General features: G+C 52.2%; 17 protein-coding genes and 1 pseudogene. 3 read left to right on the forward strand and 15 right to left on the reverse strand.

The genetic code is table 11. The features are described 5' to 3' along the window. The first annotated feature begins 145 nt into the window (after positions 1-145). Together QZL71_RS11755 and QZL71_RS11760 are read left to right on the forward strand one after the other, a co-directional pair. On the forward strand, positions 146-325 hold the full coding sequence (locus QZL71_RS11755; RefSeq protein WP_005927535.1) for a hypothetical protein: 180 nt from the start codon (positions 146-148) through the stop codon (positions 323-325). 98 nt (positions 326-423) lie between these two features. Continuing rightward, positions 424-2,133 (forward strand): recombinase family protein, encoded by a 1,710-nt coding sequence (locus QZL71_RS11760; protein ID WP_294648899.1) that lies wholly within the window; start codon positions 424-426, stop codon positions 2,131-2,133. Between the two features lie 53 nt (positions 2,134-2,186). On the opposite strand, the gene QZL71_RS11765 is transcribed toward QZL71_RS11760, so the two are convergent. The 15 genes and pseudogenes from QZL71_RS11765 to QZL71_RS11835 form a co-directional block, all read right to left on the reverse strand. Continuing rightward, positions 2,187-3,665, reverse strand: coding sequence for a recombinase family protein (locus tag QZL71_RS11765; RefSeq protein ID WP_294648901.1), 1,479 nt, complete (start codon positions 3,663-3,665; stop codon positions 2,187-2,189). A gap of 239 nt (positions 3,666-3,904) precedes the next feature. After that, positions 3,905-5,632 carry an ABC transporter ATP-binding protein gene (locus QZL71_RS11770; RefSeq protein ID WP_005927528.1) on the reverse strand — a complete coding sequence of 576 codons (1,728 nt, stop codon included), beginning with the start codon at positions 5,630-5,632 and terminating at the stop codon, positions 3,905-3,907. A gap of 3 nt (positions 5,633-5,635) precedes the next feature. Then, positions 5,636-7,405 carry an ABC transporter ATP-binding protein gene (locus QZL71_RS11775; protein ID WP_179859046.1) on the reverse strand — a complete coding sequence of 590 codons (1,770 nt, stop codon included), beginning with the start codon at positions 7,403-7,405 and terminating at the stop codon, positions 5,636-5,638. A gap of 74 nt (positions 7,406-7,479) precedes the next feature. Further along, positions 7,480-8,094, reverse strand: a complete 615-nt coding sequence (locus QZL71_RS11780) for a hypothetical protein (protein WP_005927524.1) — start codon at positions 8,092-8,094, stop codon at positions 7,480-7,482. A gap of 268 nt (positions 8,095-8,362) precedes the next feature. After that, complete coding sequence (locus tag QZL71_RS11785; RefSeq protein ID WP_005927522.1) at positions 8,363-9,319, reverse strand: helix-turn-helix domain-containing protein; 957 nt, start codon at positions 9,317-9,319, stop codon at positions 8,363-8,365. A gap of 51 nt (positions 9,320-9,370) precedes the next feature. Then, positions 9,371-9,610 (reverse strand): alpha/beta fold hydrolase, encoded by a 240-nt coding sequence (locus QZL71_RS11790; protein WP_005927518.1) that lies wholly within the window; start codon positions 9,608-9,610, stop codon positions 9,371-9,373. Between the two features lie 174 nt (positions 9,611-9,784). After that, positions 9,785-10,384, reverse strand: a complete 600-nt coding sequence (locus QZL71_RS11795; protein ID WP_005927511.1) for an L-2-amino-thiazoline-4-carboxylic acid hydrolase — start codon at positions 10,382-10,384, stop codon at positions 9,785-9,787. Further along, positions 10,381-11,043, reverse strand: a complete 663-nt coding sequence (locus QZL71_RS11800) for an L-2-amino-thiazoline-4-carboxylic acid hydrolase (protein ID WP_294648903.1) — start codon at positions 11,041-11,043, stop codon at positions 10,381-10,383. The genes QZL71_RS11795 and QZL71_RS11800 overlap by 4 nt, the downstream gene beginning before the upstream one ends. Beyond that, on the reverse strand, positions 11,040-11,966 hold the full coding sequence (locus tag QZL71_RS11805; RefSeq protein WP_294648905.1) for a ketopantoate reductase family protein: 927 nt from the start codon (positions 11,964-11,966) through the stop codon (positions 11,040-11,042). Before QZL71_RS11805 ends, QZL71_RS11800 begins: the two co-directional genes overlap by 4 nt. Further along, positions 11,963-12,127: pseudogene (locus QZL71_RS11810) on the reverse strand (class I SAM-dependent methyltransferase); the annotation flags it as partial. The pseudogene QZL71_RS11810 and the gene QZL71_RS11805, both read right to left, overlap by 4 nt. Before the next feature lie 102 nt (positions 12,128-12,229). Continuing rightward, a complete protein-coding gene (locus tag QZL71_RS11815; RefSeq protein WP_005927495.1) occupies positions 12,230-12,931 on the reverse strand; it encodes an L-2-amino-thiazoline-4-carboxylic acid hydrolase in 702 nt (233 codons plus the stop codon). Continuing rightward, positions 12,928-13,791, reverse strand: a complete 864-nt coding sequence (locus QZL71_RS11820; protein WP_005927492.1) for an MBL fold metallo-hydrolase — start codon at positions 13,789-13,791, stop codon at positions 12,928-12,930. The genes QZL71_RS11815 and QZL71_RS11820 overlap by 4 nt, the downstream gene beginning before the upstream one ends. 9 nt (positions 13,792-13,800) lie before the next feature. Continuing rightward, positions 13,801-14,409 carry a class I SAM-dependent methyltransferase gene (locus QZL71_RS11825; protein ID WP_097784008.1) on the reverse strand — a complete coding sequence of 203 codons (609 nt, stop codon included), beginning with the start codon at positions 14,407-14,409 and terminating at the stop codon, positions 13,801-13,803. Between the two features lies 1 nt (position 14,410). Next, positions 14,411-15,025, reverse strand: coding sequence for a class I SAM-dependent methyltransferase (locus QZL71_RS11830; RefSeq protein WP_005927487.1), 615 nt, complete (start codon positions 15,023-15,025; stop codon positions 14,411-14,413). Between the two features lie 202 nt (positions 15,026-15,227). Further along, positions 15,228-15,353: a hypothetical protein gene (locus QZL71_RS11835; RefSeq protein ID WP_005927484.1), complete on the reverse strand. Its 126-nt coding sequence runs from the start codon at positions 15,351-15,353 to the stop codon at positions 15,228-15,230. Positions 15,354-15,378: 25 nt separating this feature from the next. Here QZL71_RS11835 and QZL71_RS11840 point away from each other — a divergent pair, with 25 nt between their 5' ends. After that, positions 15,379-15,780 carry a hypothetical protein gene (locus tag QZL71_RS11840; RefSeq protein ID WP_294648907.1) on the forward strand — a complete coding sequence of 134 codons (402 nt, stop codon included), beginning with the start codon at positions 15,379-15,381 and terminating at the stop codon, positions 15,778-15,780. Positions 15,781-16,548: the final 768 nt, after the last annotated feature.

The following is a 16,548-nucleotide window of genomic DNA, read 5'->3' on the forward strand; positions in this document are numbered from 1 at the left end:
CCTTACCGTCAAAGTCCGAGCGTTCAGAGCGTCGCAGGCAATGAGTAGGGCTGCATGAGGAATGCAGGGGTGAGATTCCCGTGGGCTGCTGCCAGCAGCCATCCGTTGGCTCATTTTTTGATTTTTAAGAAAGGGGATTTTTACGATGCAAGCGAAAAAGACAAACCCTGAAAAAACAAAAAATCCAGAGATGCTTACTCTGGATTCAACTTATCGTATTGGCAATCGTTCCTTTATCGTTGAGCCGGTGTTCAAAGAAGAAAGTTCCCAGACCTTAGGAGAAGTTCTTCTCCGGCTGATGAAATCCGAAAGCGAAAAATTATAATGACCTTTCGGGAGGCAGCGGACAGAGAAAGCGGATTGTGTTATAATATAGGTGTACAAGTGAATTTGCTATTCGACTGTCCCAAGAAAGGAGCGAGTATGAAACAGTCGAGTAACAAGAAATCCCGTGAAGCAACCGCTTTTCTCTATGAGCGTCTTTCCCGTGATGATAATTTGGAGGGCGAGAGTTACAGCATCGGCAACCAAAAGAAACTGCTCACCAAAGTTGCAAAGGAAAAAGGCTATACCAATCTGGTTCACTTTCTGGATGATGGCATTTCCGGCGTGACCATGAACCGTCCCGGTTTCGTTGAAATGATGCAGCAGCTTGAACAAGGAAAAGCCTCTGCTGTGTTCGTCAAAGACCTTTCCCGTCTGGGCCGAAACTATATCGAGGTCGGGCGGCTGACAGAAGAATTTTTCCCAGACCATGACATCCGACTTGTTGCCGTTTCGGACAACATCGACACGGCCGAGGGAGAAAACGAACTGGCACCCATCCGAAACCTGTTCAATGAGTGGTATGCCCGCGACATCAGCAAGAAACGCCGTATCAGTAATAAAATCAAAGGCAACTCCGGCGAACCGATGGGACTTCCTCCCTATGGGTATATCAAGGACCCGAACAATCCCAAGTATTGGGTCATTGATGAAGAAGCTGCACAAGTTGTCCGGCGCATTTTTGATATGACGTTGGAGGGCTTTGGCACGGAACAGATTGCCACCCAGTTTGAAAAGGAAGGCATCCTGACGCCGCAGGCCTACTGGATTCAGAAAGGCATCGGCCGTCCCGGAAAGACCAAGACGCGCCCCGCCACCAAGTGGAATGGCTCCACGATTACCCATCTTCTGTACCAGCAGGAGTATTGTGGTGATGTTCTGAACTTCAAAACCTACTCCAAATCCTACAAGAATAAGAAGCGGATTCATAACGCCCCGGAGAATTGGGTTGTGTTCCAAAATATTCACGAGCCAATTATTGAACGTGCCGTGTTTGAACAGGTACAGCAGAAGCGCGGAAAAATGCGCAAACGCCGTACCAACAACGGAGAACACAATATGTTCTCTGGCTTGCTTGTCTGCGCAGACTGCGGCTGCAATCTGCATTTCCATTTCAATCAGGGCAACCCGGAAATCAAGTATTTCAACTGCTCCAACTACAATGGTAACCGTGGCACCTGCCAATCCACCCACTACATCAGGGTAGACTTTCTGGAAGAAGTGGTGCTGGGCGAAATTCGGCGGCTGACCAAATTTGCCAGCCTCTACGAGGACGACTTTCTGAAAGCTGTTATCGGGCACTCCCAGCAGGCGGACGAAGCCGACCGCAAGCTGAAAGAGAAAGAGTTGAAAGCTCTCCTTGCCCGTGATGAAGAACTGGACGGCCTCTTTGAGCGCATCTATGAAGACAATGTTTCCGGCAAAATCTCTGATGAACGCTTTTCCAGAATGTCCCGGAGATATGAGGACGAGCAAAAGGAGCTGACCGAGAAAATCAAACAGCTCCGCGCCGAAATCGAAAAGCAGAGCAGCCGCACCATGACAACGGATATGTTCATCAGTCTGGTTCGCAAGTACACCAGAGCAAAAAAGCTGACACCCCGGATGCTGAATGAACTGGTGGAAAAAATCGAAGTGTTCAATGCAGAAAAGGTCAATGGTGTATGGGAGCAGCGGCTCCGCATTCACTACAACTGCGTGGGCACCATCGAGATTCCAAGCGCACTTCCTTTGCCAACACCTGATGTGTCGGTGAATACAAGAAAAGGCGTAGTTGTGAACTACGCCCCCTGTGATGTCGCTATTTAGCAAATAAAAAATGACGAATGCTCTTTGACAGCTAAATGCTGTAAGAACATTCGTCATGGTGCAATAAAGCAATCCAAATCCGAACCATTTCCCTTTGATGCGGCTTCTGCCGCTTCTCCAAAAGTCACGGTCTGTGTTCCTTCTTTATAGTTGAAGGTTATCAAAACCTTATCATCGTACAGATAAATCGCATTGATGAAGGTATCCACCAGCGCCTGCCGCTGGTCTTTCAGGCTCATGTCCAGTTTACGGAACCGCAGCAGCCAGAACCGGATGAACTCCTCCGTGACCTTGGGCTTTGCCAGCTTCTCTTCTGCAATGCGGGCTTCAAGCTCACGCTTGGTTTCTTCCAGCTGCTCCAGCCGCTCCTTGGTGGAGCTGGTCAGGATACCGGCCTGAATCGCATTGAGCATATTCTGGATACCAGATTCAGCATCCCGAAGCTGTTTCTCATAGAGGGGAATGTTGGTGTTCTCCTTGTTTTGCAGTTCCATCACCTTGGCGATGATAGATTCCATGGCGGCATCGTCTTTGACAAGCTGCATCGTCTGGTTGACCACCAGATCTTCCAGCCACTGTTTACGGACGGTCTTTTTCTTGCAGCCCTTGTGCTTTTTGGCAGTGGCACATTTATAGTAGCGGTGGACTTCACCCGTCCGGCTCGTGCCGCTTTCGCCAAACATCAACGCCCCACAGTAGCCGCAGAACAGCTTGGTGGTGAGCAGGTAGTCATCCTCTGCCTTTCTACGGGCAGGGGCTTTCTTGTTTTTGGCGATTTTCTCCTGCACATCCTCAAACAGTTCCAGCGGAATGATGGGCGGGATAGCATCCGGTACGACCACATCCCGGAATTTCAGTTCTCCGATGTACCGCCGGTTTTTGAGCATATGTTCGACGCTGTTATAGGTAAACGCACCGCCCACCGGGTTCTTGATGCCGTTTTCGTTCAGCCAGTCCCGGATCTCCTTCATGGTGGAGCCTTCATTGTACTTCTTGAACGATTCCAGCACAAAAGGCGAGGTGAGAGGGTCAATATGGAACTTCCGTTCCGAATCCAGCGTGTAACCAAAGGTTCCACGACCACCGTTGCAGCGTCCTTTCAGGATGTTCTCGGTCTGTCCACGCACGACTTTCTCGGCAAGGTCAGCGGAATAATACTCGGCATAACCTTCCAGCACCGATTCCAGAATGATGCCCTCCGGCCCCTCGGAGATGATCTCGGTGGCAGACATGAGCTTGACACCATTCTTCTTCAGCTGGGTCTTGTACCGGGCACTGTCGTAGCGGTTCCGGGCAAAACGGTCAAGCTTCCAGACCAGCACAATGTCAAACAGCTTTTTGTCGCTGTCTTTTATCATCTGCTGAAACTCCGGGCGGTTGTCCGTTTTGGCAGAGATGGCACGGTCAATGTAGTGCTTGACGATGGTGATGCCATTCTTTTCCGCATAGGCAGTGCATTCACGAATCTGGCCTTCAATGGATTCTTCGCGCTGGTTATCCGATGAATAGCGGGCATAGATCACGGCGGTCATGGCAAGCACCTCTCTTTTATGCATCAATGGACGGTAGAGTGTTCATTTCAAAGCAATGTTTCGTATAATGTATATACCATACTTTTCATCCTATTGCAATAGTTTTATAGAATGTCATTTTTCCTGAATGTCATTTTTATGATGGACTCCTGTACAAATTTCGGCTGAACGGTATTCAAAAAGGATGTTCTATCCCATGACAGAGCATCCTTTTGAAACAGCTTTCTCTTATTATAGCTTTAAATCGTCCAATTCTGACTTGCTGATTGCAAATCAACCATGTGCGCATACAATCCGTTCCGAGCATAAAGCTCATCCGGTCTGCCTTGCTCCGCTACGATGCCATCCTTCAGCACAACAACCTTGTCTGCACCTGCCACGGTACGCATCCGGTGAGCGATGATGAGAACGGTCTTGTTTTTGATGAGGCGGGACAGAGCCTCCTGAATCGCCGTTTCGTTCTCAACATCCAGACTTGCGGTGGCCTCGTCCAGCAGAATGATGGGCGCATCCTTCAGAAAAGCACGGGCGATGGAAATGCGCTGACGCTCACCGCCGGAAAGAGCGCAGCCATTCTCGCCGATATTGGTGTTCCACTTGTCCGGCAGCTTCTCGGCAAATTCCTCGCAGTTTGCCAGCTTTGCCGCCGTAAGGACCTCCTCGTCGGTGGCACCTTTGCGCCCCAGACGGATGTTTTCGAGGATTGTGTTGTCAAACAGGGTCACATCCTGAAAGACGATGGAATACAGGCTCATGAGCTTTTCCGGGTCGATTCGGGAGACATCCATGCCGCCCACGGTGATACTGCCCTTCTGGTAATCCCAGAACCGTGCTGCCAGCCGGGAAACAGTGGTCTTGCCGCTGCCGGAGGGGCCCACCAGCGCCGTAACCTCCCCCTGCTTTGCGGTAAAGGAGACATCCCGCAGCACCGCTTCACCGGAGTCATAGGCAAAGCCCACATGGTCGAACACGATATCGCAGCCCTGATTGGTCAGCTGCTCGCTGCCGGTCTGCAGGGGAGCGTCCAGAATCTCATTCATCCGCCCCACATTGGTACGCATGGCGATGACCGCCGCCAGATTCTGCAAAGCCCCCTGCATGGGGTCGTACATCCGGGATGCCGCCATCAGGAACAGAAACAGGGTCAGTACGTCGATGCTGCCCTGCACCAGCAGCACCGAACCGGTGAGCGCCACCGATGCAATGCCCAGCTTGAGCACCATGCCGGCGGAGGACACAAACAGCGCTGTTTCCAGCTCTGCCACAATAGACTGCTTTTCCACTGCCCGAATTTTGCCGGAAAGGCCGGACAGATACTGCTGCTCCGCATTGCTGGCTTTCAGGTCCCGGAGAGTCTCGATGTACTCCTGAATACCGTCCGCACAGGCCATTTTCGCCGCCATGGTCCTGGCCTGCACCTTATCCTGTACCCGATAGCTGCCCACCACGATGGCAGCGGATACCGGAATGACCCACAGAGCCGCCAGTGCCATCCGCCACTCAAAGGCGAACAGGCTCAGGGCAATGAGCACCGTGGAAATGAGGGAGCCGAACAGACCGGGGATGAAGTGGGAGCAGTCCTTTTCCAGTACCTCGCAGTCCGCCATGATGGTGCTTGTCAGGTCGGCAAGGTCTCGCTTGCCGAAAAAGGACAGAGGCAGCTTCCGCAGCCGCTCTGCAAGGGTCAGGCGGCGGGTGCCGCTCTCTTTATAGGTGGTAAAATAGGTGCCGTTGTACTGGAACCATGTGGTCAGTAAAATCAGTGCAAAGCAGGCAACGCATCCCAGCAGATAAAAGGTACTTCTCTCACTCGTAGAGCCTGCCAGCAGGTCTTTTACCAGAAGATACAGCAGCCCGGTGGGCAGCATGAACGCCATGTTCTGGAACGCACAGGCCAGAACGCCCTTTACAAGCCCCTTTGCGCCCTCCGGGGAGCTGGCTGTGGCGTGTTGAATTTTTTCGATCATTCCTTACCCCTCCTTTGCGACCTTCCACTGCACCGAGGCCTGATAGTCCTGCCACATCCGGGCAAACAGGCCGTTCTGCGCGCACAGTTCGTCCTTTGTGCCGGATTCCACAATCTGCCCATCCTGCACCACATAGATGCAGTCGGCGTTGGCTACGGTGGACAGACGGTGTGCGATCATCAGCACGGTTTTGCCCTTGGCAAGCTGAGCAAAGGCTGCCTGCACCTTTGCTTCATTGTCCGGGTCGGCAAAAGCGGTGGCCTCGTCAAGCAGCAGGATGGGCGCATTTTTCAGCATGGCGCGGGCAATGGCAATGCGCTGCTGCTCGCCGCCGGACAGATACACGCCTTTTGTGCCAATGACGGTATGGATGCCCTCCGGGAACTTTTCCACGATATCCATGCACTGTGCAGCTTTCAGCGCCGCCAGCACCTCGGCTTCGGTGGCCTGCGCTCTGCCCAGCCGGACGTTGTCCAGAATGCTGCCCTTGAGCAGGCGGCTGTTCTGGAACACAAAGGAGATGGTGTCCATCAACTCTTCCTTGGGGATGTCCCGCACATCCGCTCCGCCCACCCGGACGCTGCCGCTCTGCACATCAAAGAACCGGCAAATCAGGTTTGCCAGTGTGGATTTGCCGCCGCCGGAGGGGCCAACGAAAGCCACCATCTGACCCGGCTGAATTTTCAGCGAAACGCCCTTGATAACATCCGTTTTGCCATCATAGCTGAAATGCACATCCTTCAGGGACACAGAGGCATCTTTCGGATGCCGCGGATGATCGTTTTCTGGCACAGGTTCCGCATCCAGAACCGAATCCACACGAGCCAACGCATCTGCCACAACGAGTTCATTTTCGCTCATGTACATGATGCGGGTCAGGGTCAGGGAGATTACCGGGGTAATGATGATGTAGAACAGCAGGTTCAGCAGAAATTCCGAAGTCACACCGTTCCGGGTGAACAGAAGCCCACCTACAATCAAGAAAGCAAACACACCGTTGATTGCGGCAGTATAGAGCATCATCGGCATCCGCAGCTCTTTGGTGTAGGCAATGACCCACTTTTCGTACTCATCAATGGTCGCTTTGAATTTTTTGAACGAAAAGACGGATTGCCCGAAGGTCTTGACTACCGGGATGCCGCGGACATACTCCACGGCCTCGTTAGACATTGATTCCAACGCATTACCGTATTGCCGCATTTTGTCTGCCATCCGCCTTCCTGTCATGGCGGACATGATGACGAAGCCCAGTGCCACCGGAACGAGACTCAGCAGACCCAGCCGCCAGTCGAACACAAGCAAAAGAACCAACAGACCTATGGGTGTTGCCATTGCATTATATTTGTCCGGCAGCTGATGGGCGAGAAATGTCTCCGCTGCGCCAGTACTCTCGTGGATGATCTTGCGCAGCTTACCGCTGCCAAACGTCTCCGTAAAGCCCAGCGGCAGTGTGGCAAGGTGTTCGGAAACCTCCAGCCGCAGATTGGTCGCCACCCGGAACGCCGACAGATGGGAGCACATCAGTGCCGCAATGTAAATGAGGTAAGCCAGCACCGCAAACAGCACTGCCATCCAGCCGTAATGGGGGATGTTCACCGCCTGCGCATAGTCCGGCGCGGCGTTCAACACATCCCGCAGGATCTTCCAGATGTACACAAAAGGCACCAGCGCCACCAGCGCACTGACCGCAGACAGCACCCACGAAGCGTAGGTGAAATATCGGTAGTTCCCGGCGTAGCCCATCAGCCGGGAAAGATCGGACTGTTTTTTCACGGAAAGACCTCCTTCAAATCAGATTGCGGCAAAAATGTGCTGTGGTATTTCAACTCCACAGCACATTCTGCGTTTTAACCCGCCAGATTTTCGGTGCAGAACAGCTCAATGCAGTTGTCGATCATCGTCTGGTCACAGTCGGTGGAAATGCCGGAGGCCAGCCAGTAAGCATATTCGCCTGTATCGTACTGGCTCAGAGCTTCTGCATCCGAACCATAGCGAAACTCAATATGGTAAGTTTCCGCACTGGTGTCCGGCGCAAGGAAGAAGTAGGTGAACTCGCCGGAATCGGCATCATCGCTTTGAAACTCATACAGCCCACGCACAGGCTCCATGCCAATATAGTGATAGGTATGGGAGAACAGCACATTGCCGTCCTTATCGGTGCCGGAAATGGTAGAAGTTTCACCATCGAAGGTCAAGATCGCAAGGCTATTGGTAAAGCCGCAGAAATAGGCTCCGCCGCCGTTGGCATACGCTTTGACTGCATCTTCGCCGTAAACATCACCTGTCACCATAGAGGACAGCTTCTCAAAAGCAGCTTCGGCATTGTCCTCGCCCACGAGAGCGGTACAATCATCCAGCCATGTCTGCTTATATTCGTCCGCCAGAATCACCGGCCACAGTTCCTGATAGCTGCCCGTTAGGTCGTTCAGCAACTGTGCAGCGGCAGCTTCGTTTTCATCCACAGCAGAAGAGGCGGTCTCTTCTACGGAAGAAACAGTGCTTTCTGCGGCAGAACTTGCAGAAACGGGAACAGAGCTCGCCGTGCCGCTGCTGCAGCCAACCAGAAGAGAAGCAGACAGAGCTAGCACAGCAGCTGCACTCAGAATTCTTTTCATCAAACGCATTATCAATTTCCTCCACAAAATCAGAATATCGGCGTTAGTTTCAACTAATCGCGATACTGATTTTACTGGAACCGGACTTTCTGCGCAAGAACCAAATCGACAGAATCTATCCAATCGGACGCATCTTCCGATACTCCGTAGGCGTCATGCCGGCTGCTTCCCGAAATGCAGAAGAAAACTTATTCGGATTTTCGTACCCGACCCGATGGGCGATTTCAGCAACCGTGCAATCGGTTTCGAGTAGTAGCTTCTGTGCCAGCTGCAGCCGGTACTCTTTCTGATACGCATAGACCGAGCTTCCGTAAATGCCTTTGAAACAGCTTTTTAATGCCGTAGGCGAAAGGCCGACCTCCTGTGCAAGCTGTTCGATTGTACGGCGAACTGTCAGTTCCTGCGTGAGAAGAGCCGCAGCCTGCTTCACACACTCCACCTGATGCTGATTGAAATACTCTGTCTGCTGCACATCTTCCCTGTTTTTCAGCCGGGTCAGAATATGCAGCAACTCCAGCACTTTCAGCCGAAGATAGCCAGTGTCCGGCACAGAATGCGCTGTGTAAAGCTCTGAAAAAATATGGGCAATGGTCGGTTCTGACCGCAGGATACAGCAGCGGTTTTCCGTGCAGATGTACCGCCGTATGACATCAAGGTCTACGCCGTACCATTCCATTTGTTTCCGCATTTCCGGCGAAATCGCATCCAGATCCAGTAGGATGGTGATGCCGTGGTAGTGCCGCAGCGGAAAGCAGGAGGACGACTTTTTGCGCGCCGCTGCACACACCGCAAAATCCCCTGCTGCCAGATAGCAGCAGCTATTTGCCCCAAAACTGCACTCGTAACGCCCCACGCGGCAGTGGTTGATCTCAATGACATTCCGCATTGGTGCCGTGGCTTCCTCAAAGAATGCAAGGTGCATATCGTTATAATACAGCTCTGCACCCAAAAACAGTGGACAGATAATCATACTCCCAGTTCCTGTCTCATTGGAAAATTTCACGGTGTGAGGCATTTCAGTCGAGGTCGTTTCTTCTATGGAAAGATCAAAAAGTGATTTATGCATAGCCATTCTCTTTTCCTGAAGATTCGCTTTTTCTTACTGATTCGCAGACGTGAACTGTCAAATTCCATTTCTCTGCAAAAATGTTTCCATCAAATCAAGATACCGTTCCGCCTGAACGATAAAGCCCACATGACCGCCCGGAACTGTGCGGATCTCCGCATCCAGTTTCCGGAACAGATCTGCGAACCGTTTCTGATCTTCCTTTTTGAAAATGTCATTTTCCGGGAGGAGGATCAGTATCCTCCCCCGCAGATATTCAAAATCATTTGCTTGGAAAGGCGGGTAATCCTTCAGCATATATACACACCGGAAGCTATGGATGCACTTTCTGCAAAAAACACAGACAATTCAGCAATCGCTGTCAGCCTGCGAGGTGCGCAGAGTGCTTTTTCTCATACACCGCAGCCGCGATGCACCAGCAGATAAAACGCTTTGTTTCTTCTTTCTTCATTTTCTTCGCTTCCTGTGCATCTATTTTATGGTTTTCATGCAAAAATCGCAGTGGTCATTTCCGCGCCCTAGCGTCATGCTTCTCTCCCAGATCAGCTTCGGATGCAGCCCGGTATAGCTGATGTCATCACTGTCACAAAAGCAGCGGCACAGCTCCGGGCAGCCGTATTCTGCGCAGGTGTCGTGATAGGGACACTTCATCATATCCACACGCCAGACGCCGTTACCGGTCTGCAGTTCTTTTGGGGCAAAGCCCGCCGCCGGGCCGAAAACGCTCCGGGTGGATTTGACGAAAACGCCGGGAACAAGGCGGTAAAGCCCCGGTATGTGCAGCAGGGCGGCAAGCTGTTTGTGGCTCGTTCTCGCCAAGTGCTCCACATAGCCGTGAACGGTTTGCAGTGCCTCCTCTTTCGGCATGACCCGCTGCAAGGTCTCGTAGGCCGAAATGCCCGGCAATATCTGCCGCTTGAGGTGATATTGCTTTTCCTTGCTTGCACCCGCATTTTCAGCCAGCAACGCACTCAGGCGTATATCGAAAGCGGTGTTCAGTTCCTTTGCCCGCGCGGGAAAGCGCAGTGCCACAGTCTCCCGGAAATCACGGGAGAGATAGGTTTCCTTCATCGTCCTGCCTCCGTTCCAGCTTTCACGAAGCCCTTCTTTTTATACCCGCAGTCGCAGTATGGGCCGCCGGAGGCGAGAGTGTACTGCCGCACAAAGTTCGTCGCAGCGCCCGCTTCGCTCATGGTGTAGTCCAGATGGCACAGGGCAGGGGTCAGATCGTACAGACCCAGTTCCTTCATCAGCACACAGATGCCGCACTTGGTAAAGCGTCCTTCATAGCCGCTGCCGTCAGGGTATTCGTAAAATTCCATGTTCCACGAGTAGGGGTTGCGGTCGGCGGCTTTCAGAGCAGCGGTGGCCTTCATGGCGGCAATATCCTTTGGGGTAAACTTGCTTTTTCCGCTCTTGCGGCAGAACCACTGCATGGGCTTTGTCATCATGGACTTTGCGTAGTAATCCGTCAGCCTGTCCACCTCCGGACGTTGCGGCATGGAGAGGATGAACGCGCCGAGCATTGCGCAGTTGACGATGTTCATCTTGAAGCGGTCCGCTTTTTCAAACTCCGGTAGCCTGCGGATGATCTGCCGGTATTGCGGCTTTGCCTTTTTCGTGATGGCTCTTGCGGTGGCTGCATCATAGCCCAGCACAGCGGTCAGCTGCTTTTGAAAGGAGCCAGCAAACAGCACCCACATTCCCATGGGCATTCCGGCATACTTCATTGCAGATACCTCCCGGCTTCCGCTTCCAGTGCCTGCCATACCGGGTAGGCTGCGCCGTTCGCATCGAAAAATTTCTTAAGATCCCGGTTCAGCGCACTCATTTCGTCGATGGCGTTTATGGCATGGTCGGAGGCGCAGAGTTTTCCCAGCGAGGTGGCGCACATCAGCTTGAAAAAGCGCAGGCAGGTCTTGCGGTATTTTTCCCCTTCAAAGTCTGCATCCTCCTTGGGCAGAATGGTGTGCCCGGCATCTCGGATGGCGCGGTATCCCTCGATGTTGGCATCCAGCACACGGTTCAGGTACGCAGTATCTCCCCTGAGCTTTTTCAGGTCGCCGTCTGTCTTATAGCAGGCGAAGGCCGCAGGCATCACAAACGCGGCATGGCAGAGCAGATAGTCCTCCATGTTCGGCTCGTAAACAACCTTATATTTTGTGCCGTGGAAGATGCGCCCGATCAGCTGTTTATTGGAGATTGCACCCGGCAGCTGTCCGATGGTGATCTTTTTCAGGTCGATGGAGACCACCCGGTCAGCCTCCCGATGCCCGGCAGAAAGCGCAAAGGCAAACAGGACGTTCTTTTCCGACAGCGCCGCCGCCAGCGCCCTCGCCTGCACATTGTTCCCCACAAAAACGATGTTCTTCGTCCGGTTCGCCCGCAGCGTGTCCAGAACGGAATCCAGCTGTGTATAGCGCAGGACCACAAAGATCACATCGTACATTGCATCCGGTGCAAGCTCCGTCACCACCGGAATGCGGCTGACCGAGGTGCGGAGCGAAAATTTGTCCTTGATCCGCAGGCCGTTCTGCCTGATCTCCGCAGCCCAGTTTCCCCGCGCAAGCAGAGTGACATCCTTTCCGGCGCGCAGCAGATTTCTTGCCAGATTGCACCCCAGAACGCCTGCACCATATACCAGAATTTTCATTTCTTGCCTCCAAATCCGATCTTCACGATCTGCATTTTCATTCCGTTGTCACCGACCTTGGCGAGAAACCGGAAAAAACCGCTGACGGAAGGGTCTTTCAGGTCGCTGTAACCTAACATATAGCCCCGACTGGATACTCGCAAACGGTTGTCCCATGGGGTAAAGATGCACCATCCCAACAGCCCCTTTGCGGATGCCCGCAGCGCAGACCAGAACCAGCAGTGCCCCCAGCCCAAGACCTTCCAGAATCACCTGTAAAAGCATTACTTATTCCTCCTGTATCCGTTTTCATCCCGGTATTCGGGATGTTCCTTTACGTATGGATCCTTATCGCCGCAGATGGTATAGTCGCATCGGCAGCCGTCCACGCAGGTGGTCGTCCGCACGAGCTTGGCATGGAGCAGTTCCATGGACGCATAGTCCACATTGCACAGGGCGGGCATAATGTCCGCAAATCCAAACCGCTTGGCAAATTCCGCCGCCGGACACGTCGTAAATTCATAATAGATGGGCTTGCTGTTTTCGTAAGGCGCAACATCCATCTCGTAATCATGCCATGTGTCACAGTGCTTTTGGGCGGTGCTGAATGCCCGATACATCAGCTTTTTCCAGAATGGCTTGTTGATGTCAACGAATCGCAGCTTCCGGAAGGACGGCAGGATCAGATTTTCTTCTATCTCTTCCATTTCGCGGAATGTGACCACATCCCGGCACACATCGTAAAAGCACATGATGGCGATGCAGTCGTAGGTGCCGCCTACGCCGTTGTGAAAATTCTTTTTACCGCCGAGGTCGGTGCGCCACTTGGAAAGAAGCTCTGCGTATCTCAGCTGCACCTGCTCCCAGACCACCTCGCGCTCCACCTCCGGATAGTGCAGAGTGATTTTCGCCAGAATTTCCTTTTTGCAGGGTTTGGAATATAGCACATGGCAGCTACGGTCAATTTGTAATTCGCTGTCCTTCATCTTCCCACGCCTTTCAGAAAACCGCTCTTTGCATTTTCTTCGGTGTCATCCGATTCGTCGTAGGCATCATAGGGTGCCGATGGGTCGTGGACTTTTTTCTTGAAGGGCGAGCACAGCTCATTTTTGTGCGCAAAGGCAAACTCCATGTTGTCCGTCCAGCCGGTGTGACCGGTAATGAACAGCGGATGCAGTCCGCGTTTTTTCAGCTTTTTCTCCAGCAGTGTCAGAGACTTCACTGCCAGCTTGTTATCCTCTGCCAGCGCAGAAATAAAACTGTAGCCGCCGTCCGCGCCAAACCACAGCGTGTCGCCGATAAAAATGTACTTATCGTCAATGAGGTAGACCATATGTCCCCATGTATGACCGGGAACCAGAAAACACTCGATCCTGACGCCGTCAATGTCAAGTACCTGTCCATCGTGCAGCAGTACCTTTTCGTTGTTGATCGTGACCTGCGGCAATTTATAGAGATGATAGATGACTTTTCGCCGCACCTCGCCGGTGAGATACCGGTTCTCGATCTCGCCGATGTACAGCTTCGCATTCCGGAACAGCCCCGGACTGTCTGCTTCCACCGCACCCACATGGTCGGTGTCCTGATGGGTGATAAGGATATGGTGCATCGACTTCGGATCAATCCCAAGCCAGCCCATTTTTTCGGCAAGGCGGTCGTAGTTATATCCCGCATCGACCATAATGGTCGTATCGCCTTTGCGGTAGAAGAAGATGTTCGCCACCCATTCGCGCACGCAGGCAACATTCTCGTCGATCCAGCCGGTGTTCAAAGGCTTGAAGATTTCCTTGCCCCGGTACATCCAGCTCATTGCTTTTCTTTGAAATTCCGTTGCTTTTTTCGACATGATCGCACCTCATTTCTGTGCTGTGATGCACAGCCAGCCCTTTTTATTTTTGTGGTTCTGGATCTTACAAAATCCTGCTTGCTCCAGATACTCTTTCAGTGCAGTGTCCGTATAGATGGTCATGCCATCGATGATCTGCGTCCATTTGTCGTCTTTTGTTGTTTCGCCGTTTGCTTCATTGCAGATGAAAAAGACCCCGCCGGGCTTCAGCACTCGATAAACCTCTCTGAAATTCTGCGCAAGTTCCGGCCAGAAATAGACCGTTTCAAAGGCGGTCACCACATCAAACTGCTCCGCTTCAAACGGCAGTTCTGCCACACTTGCCTGTTGCACGGTACACCGTCCTGCCGCAATGGCTCTGGCATTGACCTTTCGCGTTTTTTCCACGCTGACAGCTGAGTAGTCGATGCCCTGCACCTTGCCGTTGGGGCACAGTTTCAGCAGTGTCTTAATGTTCGCTCCACCGCCGCAGCCGCAGTCTAGCACCATGGCATCCGGGGCAGGCTTTAAAAAGCGCAGCCCCCATTCTGCCATTGCGCTGTGTCCAAAGTTCATCATAGCAACCATGATCTTCCCGCCAAAGCCTACGGGCTTTCGGGTGTTTTCAAAAAAGGACATATCACACCTCCGATTTCACACATTCCGTATAGGTCAGCGGAAAAGAGGCCTTTAGAACGACACTATTTCGTACTGCCCAGCCGTTCTGATGCAGGAAACTCAGGTATTCCTCATTCGTCCACTTGCTGTGAAGCGGAAAGCCTGCCAGCTTCATGAAAAAGGCTTTGACCTTGCCGGGAAATGAGTTTTCTGCGTGAGTAAAGGTGGGCGCGATCAGCACACCGTCATCCTTCAACACCCGTTTGATTTCTCGCAGTGATTTTTCTGGCTGCGGCACGATGTGCAGTGCGTTAGATACGATTACCACATCGAATGATTTGCTCGAGTATGGCAGAGAAAACATATCCTGCACGGAAAAATGCAGTTTCGCAGAGTAATTCCCCCGCTTGGCCTCTGTAATCATTTCCGGAGAGGCATCCGTCGCCTCGATGTGTGCCGTTGCTTTTACGATGTGCTTGGCGATCAGCCCTGTTCCGGTAGCCAACTCCAGCACCGTTTTGTCTTTCACGACCGGACAGATCAGCTCATACATTTTTTCGTATACTATCCTGTCTTTTCGCATAAAGCAGTCATACAGACCTGCATTTCTGTCCCAGAAATTCTTGCGTGCTCGCATTGCTGTCTCTCCTTTTATAGTTAGATTTATCTAACCACCACGTGCACCGATAAGTTAGATTTAGCTAACTTCCAACCCTATAAAAAGCCGCTTCTCAACGGTCCTTCTGCCAAAATAATACGCCCTGCCGTCTCCTCTGTCAAGAAGTTTAGGCATTTTCGGAGATTCCGAAAGAGATTTCGCTTTCGGGAGCCCCCAACCGTTACCCCAGTGCCACATCCAGCACCATCATCACGCTGAAGCCCACCACGAAAAGTACCGTGCCAACGTTGGAGTGCTGTCCCTGCGACATTTCCGGGATCAGTTCCTCCACCACCACATACAGCATGGCTCCGGCAAAAAGGTCAAGGGCTTTGCGGTACTATAAGCTCGGCGAGACTCCTGCCTACTACATTATCGCATGGTACAACCTGTTGAGCGGCAAGTGGGAGTTTGGCAAAGTCCACGCCACCGAGACTACCGTGGAGGGTGTTACTGTGGAGCTGACCACCAATGGCCGCCACGCGAATTACGAGATGAAGCTCTCCGGTTTTGATCTGGACACCAGCGCCAACAAGGTCTACGGCGTAGTGCTGACCACCGCCGATGGCAGCGAGTATGGCCTGCATCATGTGACCAATATCTGGCGCGGCACCGAGCTGGGCTTCAATACGGACGAGACCTATCTTGCCTCCATCATCGGCAAGACTGTTACTCAAATCACCTACTACACCGCCGACGGTGTGTATGTTCTGCCGGTCAACGTAGCGTTGTAAAGTCGCGGGCAACTGCCTGATTTAGCAAAATACAGTACAAAACGGCAAGGTCACTTGGCAGCAGGCGATCTTGCCGTTTTTATTGCCGTCTGCGTCTTGAATGCACAAGCAACATCCTGTTGCAGCTGGCAGTAGAAGGATTTACCGCAGACAGAAAATGGGATTTGTTCTGATTCACATAGCGTATTTTTTCCTAAAGCCACAAGATGTGTCATACTTTTCTTGCTTCACTTCAACAAATTTTTCAAAACCCTCTTGACGATTTTCACACACAGTGGTATTTTTCTTGTAAATCCCACTGCTCTTGTGGATTGGTTTGAACCTTTCCACAAGATGTGGTTGTGTTCATTTTGAACACTGCCTCACCGTGGATTATCCCTGAAAGATCAACCGCCCCGCAACACACCCGATTCATTTTGCCGCCGTTTCACCCGACAAAATCATCGCTGCGCTGCGTGGGCGGTATTTTTCTTTATGGGAAACGTACCTTGAAAATTTCATAAGCCGACCGAACGTGATACTGACTTTCCGTCAACGCCGCTGCACAAACAGGGGCAGGAACTTCGTTCGGAGCAAACGGCGATCAACATACACGAGCAGTGGAACTCTCTACTTATTTTTGCGTCTTAACAATTCGGAAACAATTACCCAGAAACGGTTTTGAGCGCAGCGGTAGAGGGCAAGAACCGTCCCGTGGCCACAAATTTTCAATTCTTGAAAATTTCCTGTCCATCCGGGACTTCACTTCTCAAACTCTTGCGAGTTTTC

Origin of the sequence: uncultured Faecalibacterium sp. (assembly GCF_900066275.1) — a bacterium.
GTDB classification, from domain to species: Bacteria; Bacillota; Clostridia; order Oscillospirales; family Ruminococcaceae; genus Faecalibacterium; species Faecalibacterium taiwanense.

Bases quoted from the DNA above. Each gene is read 5' to 3' on its own strand.
- QZL71_RS11755 (WP_005927535.1), top strand. From the start codon at position 146: ATGCAAGCGAAAAAGACAAACCCTGAAAAAACAAAAAATCCAGAGATG.
- QZL71_RS11760 (WP_294648899.1), top strand. From the start codon at position 424: ATGAAACAGTCGAGTAACAAGAAATCCCGTGAAGCAACCGCTTTTCTC.
- QZL71_RS11765 (WP_294648901.1), bottom strand. From the start codon at position 3,665: ATGACCGCCGTGATCTATGCCCGCTATTCATCGGATAACCAGCGCGAA.
- QZL71_RS11770 (WP_005927528.1), bottom strand. From the start codon at position 5,632: ATGATCGAAAAAATTCAACACGCCACAGCCAGCTCCCCGGAGGGCGCA.
- QZL71_RS11785 (WP_005927522.1), bottom strand. From the start codon at position 9,319: ATGGCTATGCATAAATCACTTTTTGATCTTTCCATAGAAGAAACGACC.
- QZL71_RS11790 (WP_005927518.1), bottom strand. From the start codon at position 9,610: ATGCTGAAGGATTACCCGCCTTTCCAAGCAAATGATTTTGAATATCTG.
- QZL71_RS11795 (WP_005927511.1), bottom strand. From the start codon at position 10,384: ATGAAGGAAACCTATCTCTCCCGTGATTTCCGGGAGACTGTGGCACTG.
- QZL71_RS11800 (WP_294648903.1), bottom strand. From the start codon at position 11,043: ATGAAGTATGCCGGAATGCCCATGGGAATGTGGGTGCTGTTTGCTGGC.
- QZL71_RS11805 (WP_294648905.1), bottom strand. From the start codon at position 11,966: ATGAAAATTCTGGTATATGGTGCAGGCGTTCTGGGGTGCAATCTGGCA.
- QZL71_RS11815 (WP_005927495.1), bottom strand. From the start codon at position 12,931: ATGAAGGACAGCGAATTACAAATTGACCGTAGCTGCCATGTGCTATAT.
- QZL71_RS11820 (WP_005927492.1), bottom strand. From the start codon at position 13,791: ATGTCGAAAAAAGCAACGGAATTTCAAAGAAAAGCAATGAGCTGGATG.
- QZL71_RS11825 (WP_097784008.1), bottom strand. From the start codon at position 14,409: ATGTCCTTTTTTGAAAACACCCGAAAGCCCGTAGGCTTTGGCGGGAAG.
- QZL71_RS11830 (WP_005927487.1), bottom strand. From the start codon at position 15,025: ATGCGAGCACGCAAGAATTTCTGGGACAGAAATGCAGGTCTGTATGAC.
- QZL71_RS11835 (WP_005927484.1), bottom strand. From the start codon at position 15,353: ATGCTGTATGTGGTGGTGGAGGAACTGATCCCGGAAATGTCGCAGGGA.